Annotated in this window: 14 protein-coding genes; 12 read left to right on the top strand and 2 right to left on the bottom strand. The window is 69.2% G+C overall.

The annotated features are described in order from the left end of the window. Window positions 1-129: 129 nt before the first annotated feature. On the bottom strand, window positions 130-1,125 hold the full coding sequence (locus ACWD3H_RS26375; protein ID WP_451956901.1) for an alpha/beta hydrolase: 996 nt from the start codon (window positions 1,123-1,125) through the stop codon (window positions 130-132). A 76-nt stretch (window positions 1,126-1,201) separates the two neighbouring features. On the opposite strand from ACWD3H_RS26375, the gene ACWD3H_RS26370 reads away from it, so the two are divergent. The 7 genes from ACWD3H_RS26370 to ACWD3H_RS26340 all read left to right on the top strand — a co-directional run bounded on the left by ACWD3H_RS26370 (window position 1,202) and on the right by ACWD3H_RS26340 (window position 6,288). Beyond that, window positions 1,202-1,780 carry a TetR/AcrR family transcriptional regulator gene (locus ACWD3H_RS26370; RefSeq protein ID WP_451956900.1) on the top strand — a complete coding sequence of 193 codons (579 nt, stop codon included), beginning with the start codon at window positions 1,202-1,204 and terminating at the stop codon, window positions 1,778-1,780. After that, the gene (locus ACWD3H_RS26365; protein ID WP_451956899.1) at window positions 1,764-2,105 is read left to right on the top strand and encodes a hypothetical protein; all 342 of its coding nucleotides are present in this window, start codon (window positions 1,764-1,766) and stop codon (window positions 2,103-2,105) included. Before ACWD3H_RS26370 ends, ACWD3H_RS26365 begins: the two co-directional genes overlap by 17 nt. 28 nt (window positions 2,106-2,133) lie before the next feature. After that, window positions 2,134-2,793, top strand: a complete 660-nt coding sequence (locus ACWD3H_RS26360) for a TetR family transcriptional regulator (protein WP_451956898.1) — start codon at window positions 2,134-2,136, stop codon at window positions 2,791-2,793. A 3-nt stretch (window positions 2,794-2,796) separates the two neighbouring features. After that, window positions 2,797-3,147, top strand: a complete 351-nt coding sequence (locus ACWD3H_RS26355; RefSeq protein ID WP_451956897.1) for a class I SAM-dependent methyltransferase — start codon at window positions 2,797-2,799, stop codon at window positions 3,145-3,147. A 177-nt stretch (window positions 3,148-3,324) separates the two neighbouring features. Continuing rightward, a complete protein-coding gene (locus ACWD3H_RS26350; RefSeq protein ID WP_451956896.1) occupies window positions 3,325-4,257 on the top strand; it encodes an ABC transporter ATP-binding protein in 933 nt (310 codons plus the stop codon). Then, window positions 4,254-5,864: an ABC transporter permease gene (locus ACWD3H_RS26345; protein ID WP_451956895.1), complete on the top strand. Its 1,611-nt coding sequence runs from the start codon at window positions 4,254-4,256 to the stop codon at window positions 5,862-5,864. Before ACWD3H_RS26350 ends, ACWD3H_RS26345 begins: the two co-directional genes overlap by 4 nt. Before the next feature lie 169 nt (window positions 5,865-6,033). Next, window positions 6,034-6,288, top strand: coding sequence for a DUF4158 domain-containing protein (locus ACWD3H_RS26340; RefSeq protein ID WP_451956960.1), 255 nt, complete (start codon window positions 6,034-6,036; stop codon window positions 6,286-6,288). 280 nt (window positions 6,289-6,568) lie between these two features. Here ACWD3H_RS26340 and ACWD3H_RS26335 read toward each other — a convergent pair whose 3' ends face one another. Beyond that, window positions 6,569-8,506: a hypothetical protein gene (locus ACWD3H_RS26335; protein WP_451956894.1), complete on the bottom strand. Its 1,938-nt coding sequence runs from the start codon at window positions 8,504-8,506 to the stop codon at window positions 6,569-6,571. 667 nt (window positions 8,507-9,173) lie between these two features. Between ACWD3H_RS26335 and ACWD3H_RS26330 the strand changes: the two genes are divergently transcribed. From ACWD3H_RS26330 to ACWD3H_RS26310, 5 genes are all read left to right on the top strand, one after another. After that, window positions 9,174-9,374, top strand: coding sequence for a hypothetical protein (locus ACWD3H_RS26330; RefSeq protein WP_451956893.1), 201 nt, complete (start codon window positions 9,174-9,176; stop codon window positions 9,372-9,374). 100 nt (window positions 9,375-9,474) lie between these two features. Beyond that, on the top strand, window positions 9,475-9,720 hold the full coding sequence (locus ACWD3H_RS26325) for a hypothetical protein (RefSeq protein ID WP_355561468.1): 246 nt from the start codon (window positions 9,475-9,477) through the stop codon (window positions 9,718-9,720). A gap of 19 nt (window positions 9,721-9,739) precedes the next feature. Beyond that, window positions 9,740-11,611 (top strand): phage tail sheath family protein, encoded by a 1,872-nt coding sequence (locus tag ACWD3H_RS26320; RefSeq protein WP_451956892.1) that lies wholly within the window; start codon window positions 9,740-9,742, stop codon window positions 11,609-11,611. 11 nt (window positions 11,612-11,622) lie between these two features. Next, on the top strand, window positions 11,623-12,123 hold the full coding sequence (locus ACWD3H_RS26315) for a phage tail protein (protein ID WP_355561476.1): 501 nt from the start codon (window positions 11,623-11,625) through the stop codon (window positions 12,121-12,123). Further along, the gene (locus ACWD3H_RS26310; protein ID WP_451956891.1) at window positions 12,123-12,986 is read left to right on the top strand and encodes a T4 family baseplate hub assembly chaperone; all 864 of its coding nucleotides are present in this window, start codon (window positions 12,123-12,125) and stop codon (window positions 12,984-12,986) included. Before ACWD3H_RS26315 ends, ACWD3H_RS26310 begins: the two co-directional genes overlap by 1 nt. Window positions 12,987-12,992 lie beyond the last annotated feature (6 nt).

Here is a 12,992-nt window from a genome sequence, read left to right as displayed (position 1 = left end):
CGCGACCAGGCCCGCAGTGGAGCCGATGGTCGTATTCCCGGGCCGGCCCACCGACTGTGTCGATCGACCCGCGGTCATCTCGTCCATGGCGGCGATGATGTGGAACACAAACCGGCAGGCCGGGACCCGTCACCCGGCAAGGGCCCCTCGGAGGAACTCGACGATCTCCGCCCGCGCGGCCTTCGCGTGCGGCACCACGCCCGGCATGCTGAGGAACGCGTGCGTCGCTCCGGGATATTCGGTGAGCCGCGCGGGCGTCCCGGCCGCTTGCAGTCGTTCGGCGTAACAGCGGCCGTGATCGGCCACCGGATCAATGGTCGGCACCACCACGAGCGCTGGGGCCAGCCCGCTCAGGTCGTCGGCATACAGCGGCGACAGCGCACGAGGATCGGTTCCCGGCGGAACGGCGAGCCGCTGGAACAGCCGCATCTGCGTCACGGTGAGGGTCGGGCTGTGGGCGTGCCGGCTGATCGAGGCGTGGTCGAACCCCGTCGAGGTCAGGTCGACAGCGGGGTTGACCAGCACCTGCGCCCGCAGGAGCAGGCCGGACTCTCTGGCCCGGATCGCGGCCAGGGCGGTGACCATCGAGCCGGTGCTCTCGCCGAAGACGGCGGTCCGCGCCGGGTCGACTCCCCACTGCGCGGCGTGCTGCACCACGTGCCGGAGCACGTCCCAGCCGTCGTCGACGGCCGCCGACAGCGGAGTCTCCGGGGCGAGGAGGCGGTGCTCGACCGAGACGACGACCGCGGGCAGCCGCGCGGCGAGGTGGCTGTTCACCCAGTCGCTCTGCACCGCCGTGCCCACGAAGCCGCCTCCGTGCACGTGGAGCACGAGCGGCAGGCCGGCCCGGTCGCCGCCTTCGCCGCCGCGCCCGGGCGAGGGCCGGTACACCCGGACCGGGAGCTCGCGGCCGGGCAGCGCCACCTGTTGCCACTGGATCGCGGCGCCGCGGTCCGGAAACCCGCTGATCACCCGCGCCAGACGGGATGCCCGCTTGCGGTTCACCGCGTCGCGCAAGGCGACCAGTTCCTCGGCTGTCATCGCCAGCCAGTCCGGCTCCTTTCCCAGGGCGTGCAGCAACCGGACGCCCAGCGGCGGCCGCTCCGTACCGGTGACCTCGCTCATGCCTTCTCCTCGGCCGGATAGTTTCGCTACCGCAAGTATCGATACCGATCGTAGCGCAATAGGTTATCGTGTGGGCATGACCCGAGCGACCACATCTGCCAGACCACCCGGTCGCCCGCGCTCCGGCGTCAACGCCGTGGTCTTCGCCGCAACACTGAGCACGGTCCACGAGCTCGGCTACGCACGTGCCACTGTCGACCGCATCGCCGCCGCGGCCGGCATCGCGAAGACGACGATCTATCGTCGCTGGCCGTCGAAGGGCGCGCTGATCGTGGACTGCCTCCTTGACGCGTTCGGCCCGGTGCCGCTGGAGGGCGCCGATCGAGCCGAGCTCATGTCATCGGCCATCCGCTGGATTGCGGCGAAGGTCGGCGAGCCCGGGGTAGGCGACGCTTTCGCAGGCGTGTTCAGTGACGCCGTCAGCGATCCGGCTCTGCGCGAGGTCCTGTCCGCGCAGTTGCAGGACCCGTACCGGCTCGCGCTCCAGGACGCGCTCGGCGAGCCGGAGAACCGGGTCCTGTTCTTCATCGACGTCGTCGTCGGAACCCTGCTCCACCGGATGGGCATGACCGGCGAGCCGATGGTCGACGCCGACGTCGCCGCACTGGTCGAGATGGTTCTGCTGCACTTCGCTGACGGTGCCGCTCCGACCTAGACCTGCCGTCGAACCGGCAATCGGCTCCGGCGGCGAGGAGGCGGCCAGAGCCCGGGCGCCTCGGCTCCTGGGATTCACCGACGACCTGCCGATCCGTGTCGTCGCCGTACAGTCGAGGCTTCCGCTCGACCTCACCACCCCACGCGAACCTGTCATCCGCTACGACGACCTGGGCGCCCCGGCGCTCCTGGCCGAGATACCCCAGGACGCCGCACGCGACAACACCGACGTGGCCTCGATCACCCGCATGGCCGAAAGCCCAGAAGATCTGGAGACTCTGGACGCCTACTGCGCGCATAGCGGCCATCCCTTCCCCTTGCCGTAAGACTGAACACGTGTTTAGTATAATGACCATGTGTTCAGCTCGTCGGCCATCCTCGTCGGACCTGACCGCCCAGGCCAAGATCCGTAACGCCGCCATAGCCCTGTTCGCCCGCGACGGTTTCCAGAAGACGAACCTGCGCGCGATCGCCGCGGCGGCAGGCGTCAGCGCCGCCCTGGTCATCCACCACTTCGGCAGCAAGGAGGGGTTGCGCGGGGTCTGCGACGAGTACGTCCTGCGCAACCTCGTCCAGCACACGCACGACGCCCGCCCCGAGGGCATGCAGGACCTGCTCCGCGAATACCTTGCCGATCCCGAGGAGTACGTGCTGCACGTCCAGTACATGGCACGCGCGATGGAAGAGGACTCACCGGCGGCGACCACGTTCGTGGACACCCTGGTGGCCGAGGCCGAAGCCGTGCTCAGGGCAGGGGTGGCCGACGGGACCATGCACCCGTTCAAGGACATCAGGGCGATGGCGGTGTGGCAGGTGGCGATGAGCGTGGCCCTGCTCACCATGGCACCGCCTCTGACGCGTTCGCTCGGCTACGAGAGCTTCGGTCCCGAGGTGCTGCACCGCCTTGTGACGCCGATGCTCGAACTCACCACCCGCGGGCTGTACACCAACGACACGCCACTGAAGGCCGCCGAGGCCGCGTGGGAAGCCTCACAGCAGAAAAGAGGTGAATGACCGATGCCCGTCACCGTTCCGGCCCTCACGCCGCTGCAGGCCACGCTGTGGTCGACGCTGTGCGGCAGGGCGCTGGATAACCGCCTGCCCAACCCGATCTTGGGCGACGCGCTGGCCGACGAGATCGTGCGGAAGACCGGTTACGACTACCGGAAGTTCCGCATCTCCCCGAGTTCCGCGATCAACATCACGCACCGGGCCAGGAAACTGGGCGAGATCGCCCAGCGGTTCTTGGCCCGCCACCCCGACGCGGTCGGCCTGGACAGCCGGGTGCTCCGCATCACCCCGCCGCCCACCGCCGACTGGTACGACATCGATTTCCCCGAGGTCCTCGCCGCCCGGCGGCACCTGTGACCGCGGTGAGCGCGTCGCTGTCCAGGATGGGCAACGCGGTCTTCGTCTACCGCTTCTAGCTCCCCATCGATCTCCACATCCATGCTCCCTCGCGGAGGGCGCCGCGATCGACCGCGCCCTCGACACGGTGGCGAGCCCATTTCACCAACCCCATTTCACAATGCGAGGACGCCAACCATGGCTGAGATCGATGCCATCACCGTGGCAGGATTGGTCAAGTCGTTCGGCCCGACCCGGGCACTGGACGGCCTCGACCTCGTCGTCGGGACCGGCGAGGTACACGGATTCCTGGGACCGAACGGCGCGGGCAAGAGCACCACGATCCGGATCTTGCTGGGCCTGATGCGCGCCGACACGGGCACCGCCCGGCTGCTCGGCGGAGACCCCTGGTCGCAGGCCAGCGAGTTGCACCGCCGCCTGGCGTACGTGCCCGGCGACGTCACCCTGTGGCCCAACCTGTCAGGCGGGGAGGCCATCGACCTGATCGGCCGGCTGCGCGGGGGCCTTGACCGGGGGCGCAGGGACGAGCTGATCGAGCGCTTCGATCTCGATCCGCGTAAGAAAGGCCGCACCTACTCCAAGGGCAACCGCCAGAAGGTGGCGCTGGTCGCCGCGCTCGCCTCCGGCGCCGAACTGCTCATCCTCGACGAGCCGACCTCCGGCCTGGATCCGCTGATGGAGGCGGTGTTCAGGGAGACCGTCCAGGAGGTGCAGCGCTCCGGCGACCGTACCGTGCTGCTGTCCAGCCACATCCTGTCCGAGGTCGAGGCGCTCTGCGACCGTGTCACCATCGTCCGCGACGGCCGCACCGTGGAGAGCGGCACCCTGGCCGAGCTGCGCCACCTCACCCGTACGTTCGTCGAGGCCGAGCTGGCGAGCCCGCCGGACAGACTGGCCGGCCTGCCTGGCGTGTACGGCCTCCGTACCGACGGCGGGCTGGTGCGCTTCAGCGTCGATGCCACCGCGCTGGACGCGGCGCTGCGCCGCCTCACCGAGATGGGCGTGCGCAGCCTGGTCAGCCGGCCGCCGACGCTGGAGGAGCTGTTCCTGCGGCACTACGACCGCTCGGAGGCGAGCACCAGGAGCAAGCACGCGGGGGCGGCCCGATGAACGCGCTCGACGGCGCGGGTAAGCTCATCCGCCTGGCGCTGCGGCGCGATCGGGTGCTGCTGCCCCTGTGGACCGTCTTCTGCGTCACGGTCCCGGTGGTGTTCGTCGGCGCGTTCAACGGCGCGTACCCCACGGCCGAGGCCCGTGAGGACTACTACGAGACCAGCGTCCACACCAGGGCCTTCACCGTCGTCTACGGCGCGTTGAAGGGGTCGAGCCTCGGCGAGCTGGTCGCTTGGCGCTCGGGGGTCCTCACCTGCCTGGTCGCGATCTTCGCCCTGCTCACGGTCATCCGGCACACGCGTACGGAAGAGGAGGCGGGGCGGCGTGAACTGGTCGGTGCCACCGCGGTCTCCCGGCACGCGGACCTGGCCGCGGCCCTGATCGTCACCTGCGGGGCCGGCCTGGTCCTGGGCCTGCTGTCGGCGCTGACGCTGATCGGCCAGGATCTGCCGGTCGCCGGCTCGCTGGCGCTCGGGCTCGGGTTCACGGCCGCCGGCTGGCTGTTCGCCGGGATCGGCGCCGTGGCCGCGCAGCTCACGACCGGCGCCGGGGGAGCGCGCGCGATCGGGCTCACCGCCGTGGGCGTCGCGGTCATCCTGCGCGGCATCGGCGACGTCGGCGTGCAGTCCGGCGACGGGCCCGCGTGGGTGTTGTGGTTGTCGCCGCTCGGCTGGTCCGAGGAGTTGCGGCCGTACAGCGGGGAGAGCTGGTGGGTCCTGGCGCTCGTGGTCGCCGGGTTCGCCGCGCTCACCGCGCTGGCCGTGTCGCTGTCGGCGCGGCGCGACCTCGGCAACGGCATGTTCCAGGCCCGCCCGGGGCCGGCCGACGCCGCGCCTGGGTTGCGCAGTCCGCTGGCACTGGCCTGGCGGCTGCACCGGGGGCCGCTCGTAGGCAGGACCGCAGGGCTCGCCCTGGTCGGGCTCGCGGTCGGAGCCATATCGGAGAGCCTCGGCGCGCTGATGGAGAACAGCGGTTCCACCGCACGGGAGGTGCTCGCCCGCCTCGGCGGCCCCGGCACGCTCGTCGACCAGTTTGTCGCGCCGATGATGACCATGCTCGGCCTGATCTGCTCGATCTTTGCGGTGCAGGCGGCGCTGCTGCTCAGGAACGAAGAGCGCGACGGACGGGCCGAGCCCCTGCTGGCCACGCCGGTGGACCGGCTGCGCTGGGCGGGCAGCCACCTCGCCTTCGCCCTGCTCGGGCCGGTGCTCGGGGTGCTGGCGTTCGGGTCGGTCGCCGGGCTGACGCACGGTTTGAACACGGGCGCCGTGGGGCGCGAGCTGCCCCGCCTCCTGGGTGCCGCGCTCGTGCAACTCCCCGCGATATGGGTGTTCACCGGGCTCGCCTTCGCGCTCTTCGGCCTGCTGCCCCGCCTGGTCGCGGGCACGTTCGCCGTGCTGCTGGGCACCATGGTGCTCGGCTGGGCCGCCCAGGAACTGCTGCTCGACCAGTGGGTGATCAACCTGTCGATCTTCCAGCACGTGCCGCAACTCCCCGGAGGGCAGATGGCGATCCTGCCGCTGGTCGTCATGACCGTCTCCGCGGCGGTTCTCGTCGCGGTCGGCCTGGTCGGTCTCAGCCGGCGCGACATGCCCACGGGCTGAAGGCCCTTGATGGACCCCGGGGCTGCTTCGGGGTCCATCGGGGTACGTCACCGGCGCAGGCGGCCTCCGCCGTGCGGAAGGTCTTGAGCGCCTTGGGGCCGAAGTAGGGGTTGCCGTAGTACTCGCGGAAAATCGGGCGGATATAGCCCGATAGGCTCCTGAGCCGGGGATCTTCGGGCTCTGGCAGGAGGTAGCCGGTCGGCGACGCGGGTGTTCGCGGACCAGGAACTGGGCACTACGGAGGTTCCCCGAGATCGACCGGGAGGAACTGTTCCGGTTCTTCACGTTGACCCCGGCGGATCTCGCGTTCATCGATCCCGGCCGCGGCCGGGGACCGGTGGACCGCCTTGGGCTTGCCGTCGCGTTGTGCACCTTGCCATGGTTGGGGTTCGTGCCGGACGACGTGGATCAGGGGTGTTGCTGAAACTCGTCGACAAACGCTGCCGCTAGACACAGACAGAACCATCCGCGCTCACCCACCTGCCGCGAGGCCGGGACCCGGAACCGCAACCCGAGAGGGTTCTTGCCGTTTCGGCATGAGAATTTTCAACCAGACCCGCCGAGCCCCGTGCCGTCATCCCAACACTATTGAAAACGGTTATCGCGGTCGAGAGGTCGCAGATGGGGTCGGAATCGATCGCTCGCCCCCGCGGGCCGTTGGCTCCGGCACGGGCTGAGCACGCACTGCGGTCGGACCTCGGACGTCAGGCGCCGCGCCTGTCCAACCGAGGGCGATAACAGCAGCGTTGCCCGGTCTCCACGGTGTCGACCAGGTGCGCGCCGACCACTGGATCGATCTCCATGATTCGACTGATCGCCCGCTTGACCGCTTTGCTCACCGCGACCCTGGCCCGTTCGTCGCTACCGGTGAACTCGCGCATCCGTCCTTTGAGACCGGTGGTGGTAGTCAACTCATCGATCAGCCAGTCGCGTTCGCGGCGTAACGACGTGGCGCGTTCGAGGTCGTTCATCGAATCGGAGTCGTCGATCTCCGCCTCCAGCTGCGCCAACCGATCTGTGAACGTGCGCTTCGCTACGGCGTCCATGATCGGCTGGGATGAGAAGGAATCGTGAGCTACCGGGCCCGCCCCAACGGCTAGGTCGGTTGCGGGGATCTCCCGGCCAGGGTTGGCGATAAGAGTCGCCAGGTGCCGCATCCCGACGCGGTTCTCGACTACCACGGTCCGACCCTGAAGCTCGATCTGCCACGCACGCCCCCGACGTCTGCAGGTGCAGATGGCCACCGCATCCTCGGCGGGCGGATCCTTCTCCGGGGGCAACACCATGCCGAGACTGAGCGCCTCCTGGTCAGCCCGTGCCAACTCCCGTCGGGCCTCGCCGTGGCCTGACCTCTGTCCGCGCGCGAGCACGTGTCCGAGTCGCCACCGGGACAGGACGGCCGCAGGCCAGTGGCCCAGCGCCTGGTTGACACGGATGGCCTTGCGGAAATGGTCAATGGCACGATCCACATCGCCGACTGTGAGGGAGCTTGTGGCCAGGGAGTGGTGGACAGACCCGAGACAGGTGACGCCAAGGCTGCTGATGACCGGGAGATCGGCGAACGGGCTGAGCAGAGTGTATGCGCGGGCGGCGGCCTCGCTGTCGTGAAGCAGATATGCCGCCTCGACAACGCAGTACATCGTGAGGAGCCAACTGCTGGAGTGGGGGAGATCAGACAGATCCCGGCCGAGAACGCGCGCCAGCATGTGGACGGCTAATCGGTGCTCTCCTGCGGTGGCGGCGGCCACGGCCAAGGCGGCCAGATAGGTGCTGTCCACAGCGCTGTGTATGGGGGAATGCGCCAGATCGGAGATCACTTCTACCAGTTCACCGATACGGCCCTGATACCACCGGATCGTGCCCAGGTGCTCGCAGTACCAGCCGAGCGCATCGACATCCCCTGCCAGGTCCCCGCGCTCCGCGCACGTGGCCGCCATCGACTCCGCCTGCGCGAATCGGCCCGCGCGGATGCTGAGCATGACCTCCATGGCGCTGGCGACGAACCCGACCGCCAGGTGTTCGCCTCCCGCCAGGACGGAACGCAGCTCTGTCAGGCTGCGCTCGGCGTGTGGATCGGCGGCCATCAACAGATCAGCGGTTCGCCACATCAGGCCCATCGACAGATCCCCGCGGCGGGCCGTATGAGCAGCTTGGCCGATCAGTTCCTCGGCCAGTTCCAGACGGGTGGCGCCATCTGCCGGACCGAGAACGCAGTGGTGGGCCAGGCTCAACACCTCTGCTAGCGCCACAGGGTCACCCGCGCCTCTGACCTGCGCCAGGATCTCAAGGATCCGGTCATGTCGGCCGCTGCGGTAATCGTCCTCCGCGCACAGTCGGACGCGCAGGCGAAGTGCCAGTGATGATCGCGGATCGATCATGCTCAGAGCGTGGAGCTGACGGGCACGGACCACCCCCGCCTCCGCTGCCGCGCGGTGTTCATGAACCCAGACACCGCCCAGCCCCAACGCCGCGCGGGCCAACCTTGGGCCGTCCCCCTGCCGGTCCGCCTCGCGGTAGGCCTCATCCAGCAGTCGCCTGCTGAGCCGCAGATCGCCCCTGGTGTGGAGCGCGAACTCTCCTTTCAGCAGTACGTCATCCAAGCCCATCCCACCGTACGCCGACGGCAGTTCCTCCGTGGTCACGACACCCCCTGAGACAGCACACGGATGCGCCTTCACAATCCCGCTCAGTGCTCCCACCGGCTGCGGCAAAATCGGCAGCACAGGCCCCCAGGTCCACAATGAAAGCTAACTGCGACCGTGTGAAGACCCGTATCGTGGCCCATCGCCAAAGTCGGCGCAAGACCCGAGATGTCCACCTGTGGACTGAATGGAACAGGGTGGAACACCCTCCGCGATCCGCATGCAAGAAGGATCCCTAGAGGCCGTCCTTACGCCCTCACCAGGACCGCAGTCCTCGTCCCAGCCTCCGGCGCGCTCCCCGACATGTCGGAAGGAACGCGCCACCGAACCCAAGACCACCCGACGAGCTCATCGGGGGACTGCGCGCACCCGCCATATCACGACGCATGCCGTTCCATCCAATGGAACCGGATGGAACGGCATGTAGGGAAAAGGGTTGCCGACCGGTTCGAGGGGCGAACCTGGCGCGTTCCGTACATCGCCTTCGCGAAGGGAACGGGGGGTGGAACGCCTTACCGGGTAGCGGCCCTCAGCCGACCATCAGGAGTACATCCGTGTTCGACCTTGTCCTGTTGCCGCACTGCGACCTTCACGTCTCGCTCGACTGGCGACGGGGTCTACCGGCTCAACGAGGTCACGGCACCGGGCGGCCTTCGACACCGACATCGTGGGTGACATCACCGCTCCGGGGCCGGGCCGCCCCTGTACGAAGGCCGCCCTGGCCGACCGCGAGCGGGTGCTGGGCGCTGACAACCTGCTCGGGGGCACTCCCAACCTGACTTCCAACACCGCTGCAATCTCGCCGCTGCTTGTTGAGCTCGATGCGCCCGGCTGGCGGTTTCTGCCGGTCCCGCCATGGGTGGCGTAGGACCTCCTTGTTTGCGATGGAACGGGATGGAACGGATTGGAACGCCCACAGTTATAGGGCCAAACACCTATGAACCAAACCCTAGGGAGGGAACGCGTACATGTCCGTGCACATCACAAACGTCTGGGACGGACTCGTCTCCGTGGAGCTGAACAGCGGGACCACGGTGCATCTAGCGCCCGGGGAGTGCTCGGGCCCGATAGAGGAGTTCGAGACCGGTGGCAACCAGTGGCTCGGGCTGCTCCAGGAGCGGGGCCGGGTGATGCTCGACCCGGCCGAGGCCGACCCGGGGCGCGGCAGAGAGCGCCGCCGCGCCAAGAAGGACGAAGAATCCCCGGCGAGTTGACGACTAGGACGGAAATCAGATGGAGCGATTGCATCCCGGCGTATATCTCGAAGAGGTGCCGAGCGGGGTCCGCCCGATCGAGGGCGTGAGCACCTCGACGGCGGCGTTCCTCGGCAAGGCGGAAACAGGCCCGCTGGACCACGCCCGGCTGGTCACGAGTTTCATCGAGTTCCAGGCCGGCTTCGGCGGATTCCTCAATGACAGCTACCTGGCCCACGCCGCGTTGCAGTTCTTCAACAACGGCGGAACACGGCTGTACGTCGTCCGGGTGGCCGCGAACGCCCAGACCGCGAGCGTGGAGATCGGCGACCGCAAGAGCCCTCCGGCCCGGACCCTGATCGTCGCCGCCGCCGGCGCCGGCAAGTGGGCCAACGATCTGGAGGTCGTGGTCACGGCCGGCACGCAGGACCCCGGCAACGAGTTCGCTCTCGCGGTCCGCCGCGGCGGGGTGGTCACCGAGACGTTCGACAACCTGAGCGTCAATCCCGACGCGCCGAACTTCGCGGAGAACGCCGTCAATGCCCGCTCCCGGCTGGTCCGGGTCAGCGTGGACCCGGCCGACGACACCACCGACCCCGGCAGGAGCGTCTCCGGCGCCGGCCCGGCGACCACACTGCCGGCCGAGCTGCGCCGGCTGCAGATCAATCTCAACGGTGACGGCCTCCAGCCGATCGTGCTCGCCGATCCGGCCAGTGCCGGCGCCCAGATCGCTGCCGCGATCCAGGCCGCCGTCCGGCAGCTGACCCCGCTGCGCGGTAGCACACCGGCCGCCGCGTACAGCCAGTTCGAGGCGAAGTTTGAGAACAATCTCTACACCCTCACCTCCGGCGCTCCGGGCAGGCGCTCGTCCGTCCAGGTGGTCAACGCACCCGACGGCAACGCCGCCGCGCTGCTCAGACTGGGCACGACCAACGGCGGGTCCGAGACCACTGGCGCGGCGGTGCTGCGGCCCGCGGGCGGCACCTTCCTGCTCGGCGACGGGATCGTGGGCGGCGCCACGCTGAAAGTGACGGCGGGCAGCGACGGGACCACACCGCAGGACCCCGACTACCTCCAGGCGCTGAAACTGCTCGACCCGGTGCGCGACGTCAACATCGTCGCGGTCCCCGGGATCGGCAGCAAGCAGGTCATCGACGCGGGCAGCGGCTACTGCCGGCAGCGCGGCGACTGCTTCTTCATCGGCGACCTGCCGTCGTCGGTGCAAACCCGGGACTCGGCGCGGGCGTTCGTCGACGGCCTCACCGTCAAGAGCTCGTACGGGGCCGTGTATTTCCCGTGGTTGTCCACGGTGAACCCGGCGGGAACGGGGCCGGATCCGATGCTGGTGCCGCCGTCGGGCTTCGCCGCCGGGGTGTACGCGCGGATCGACTCGCGACGCGGCGTCTGGAAGGCGCCGGCCGGCACGGAAGCCAACGTCGTCGGGGCGGTCGGGCTGGCCCGCCAGCTGAGCGACGCCGACCAGGACGTGCTGAACCCGGCCGGGGTCAACGCCATCCGCTTCTTCCCCTCCTCCGGCATCGTGTTGTGGGGCACCCGCACCCTCGCCACCGTCTCGGACCCGGCCTACCGCTACATCCCCATCCGGCGGCTGGCCATCTTCCTGGAGCAGAGCATCGCCAACGGCGTCCAGTTCGCCGTGTTCGAGCCGAACGACGAGGACCTGTGGGCGAGCCTGCGGCTGAACATCGGCGGGTTCATGACCACGCTGTTCCGTGCGGGAGCGTTCCAAGGTGACACGCCGGCGAAGGCGTTCTTCGTCAAGTGCGATGCGCAGACCAATCCCCAGGAACAGATCGACGCCGGCATCGTCACGGTGCTGGTGGGCTTCGCCCCGCTGCGTCCCGCGGAGTTCGTCGTCATCCGGATCAGCCAGCAGACCGTGGGCAACTGAGGAGATACCGCATGGCCAAGTTCACCGTCAACGCCCATCGGTTCGACCCGTACCGCAACTTCAAGTTCCGTATCAAGATCGACAACCAGTACGTGGCGGGCCTGAGCAAGTGCAGCGCGCTGCGCCGTACGACGGAGGTGACGCAGTGGCGGGAGGCCGGCGACCCCAGCACCAGCCGCCAGCTGCCGGGCAAGACCCGCTACGAGCCGGTCACGCTGGAGGCCGGCGTCACGCACGACACGACCTTCGAGAGCTGGGCGAACCTGGTGCACAACTTCCAGGGCGACGCGGCCGGCTCACTCAAGGGGTTCCGCAAGGACATCATCATCGACGTCTATAACGAGGCGGGGCAGAAGGCGATCTCGTACACACTGTTCCGCTGCTGGGTGTCGGAGTACCAGGCGCTGCCCGAGCTCGACGCCGGTGCCAACGCGGTGGCGATCCAGCACATCGTGGTGCAGAACGAGGGCTGGCAGCGGGACGTCTCGGTGACCGAACCCACGGAGTTGTGATGACGGCGGACACGACGGTCCGGCTGCCCGCCGGGCTGCTGGACGCCGCCGGCGCCTGCCTGCAGGAGGCCGACGTCCGTCCGGTACGGGGCGAGGACGAGGAATGGCTGTACGCGCTGCCGCTCACGAGCTTGGAGTCCGAGGTGGTGACGGGACTGCTCGCGCGGTGCGTGAGCCGCATCGGCCCGGCGGCGCCCACCAACGACATGGTCGGGCAACTGCCGGTGGGCGACCGCGAATGGCTGATCCTGCGGTTGTGGCGGCTGACCTTCGGCAACCGCGTGGAGCTGGTGCTGGCCTGCCCGCGACCGGCGTGCGCGGCCCGGATGGACGTCGACTTCGCACTGGACGCCTTGCCGGTGGAGGAACGGCCGCAGCGGCCGGAGTACCGGTTCGCCTCACACGACGGCCCGGACGCGATCCGGCTGCGGTTCCGGCTGCCGCGCGGGGCCGACCTGGAGGCTCTGGGCCGGGACTGTCCCGAGGACACGACGGAGGAGGAACTGGCGGCCACGCTGCTGGGGCGCTGCGTGCTCGGCACCGGTGACGCGGCCCCGGCGCTTTCCTCACCACAGGTACGGGAGGCGCTGGCCGAGCGGTTACGGGCGCACTCGGCGCTCGTGCAACGGGAGTTCGACGTCACGTGCCCCGCGTGCGGGCGGGAGTTCAGCGCCGGGTTCGACCCGATCCTGGCGTTCCTGGCCGAGATGATGCGGCGTCGGCCGGAGTTCGACCGCGACGTGCACCTGCTGAGCCTGTACTACCACTGGCCGCTCAGCGAGATCCTGGCCATGCCCCGGCCGCGCCGGCGGCGTTACGTGCGGCGGCTGCTGGACCAGCTCGAACCGGCGCCGGCGGGGTAGGGGCTC

This window comes from Streptosporangium sp. NPDC002607 (genome assembly GCF_053592655.1).
Note: the sequence above shows the minus strand (reverse complement) of the source record. Positions and strands in the feature narration are given on the sequence as shown.

Excerpts from the sequence above, each read along its gene's own strand:
- ACWD3H_RS26370 (WP_451956900.1), top strand. The coding sequence starts at position 1,202 with ATGACCCGAGCGACCACATCTGCCAGACCACCCGGTCGCCCGCGCTCC.
- ACWD3H_RS26375 (WP_451956901.1), bottom strand. The coding sequence starts at position 1,125 with ATGAGCGAGGTCACCGGTACGGAGCGGCCGCCGCTGGGCGTCCGGTTG.
- ACWD3H_RS26360 (WP_451956898.1), top strand. The coding sequence starts at position 2,134 with ATGTGTTCAGCTCGTCGGCCATCCTCGTCGGACCTGACCGCCCAGGCC.
- ACWD3H_RS26315 (WP_355561476.1), top strand. The coding sequence starts at position 11,623 with ATGGCCAAGTTCACCGTCAACGCCCATCGGTTCGACCCGTACCGCAAC.
- ACWD3H_RS26320 (WP_451956892.1), top strand. The coding sequence starts at position 9,740 with ATGGAGCGATTGCATCCCGGCGTATATCTCGAAGAGGTGCCGAGCGGG.
- ACWD3H_RS26310 (WP_451956891.1), top strand. The coding sequence starts at position 12,123 with ATGACGGCGGACACGACGGTCCGGCTGCCCGCCGGGCTGCTGGACGCC.
- ACWD3H_RS26350 (WP_451956896.1), top strand. The coding sequence starts at position 3,325 with ATGGCTGAGATCGATGCCATCACCGTGGCAGGATTGGTCAAGTCGTTC.
- ACWD3H_RS26345 (WP_451956895.1), top strand. The coding sequence starts at position 4,254 with ATGAACGCGCTCGACGGCGCGGGTAAGCTCATCCGCCTGGCGCTGCGG.
- ACWD3H_RS26355 (WP_451956897.1), top strand. The coding sequence starts at position 2,797 with ATGCCCGTCACCGTTCCGGCCCTCACGCCGCTGCAGGCCACGCTGTGG.
- ACWD3H_RS26325 (WP_355561468.1), top strand. The coding sequence starts at position 9,475 with ATGTCCGTGCACATCACAAACGTCTGGGACGGACTCGTCTCCGTGGAG.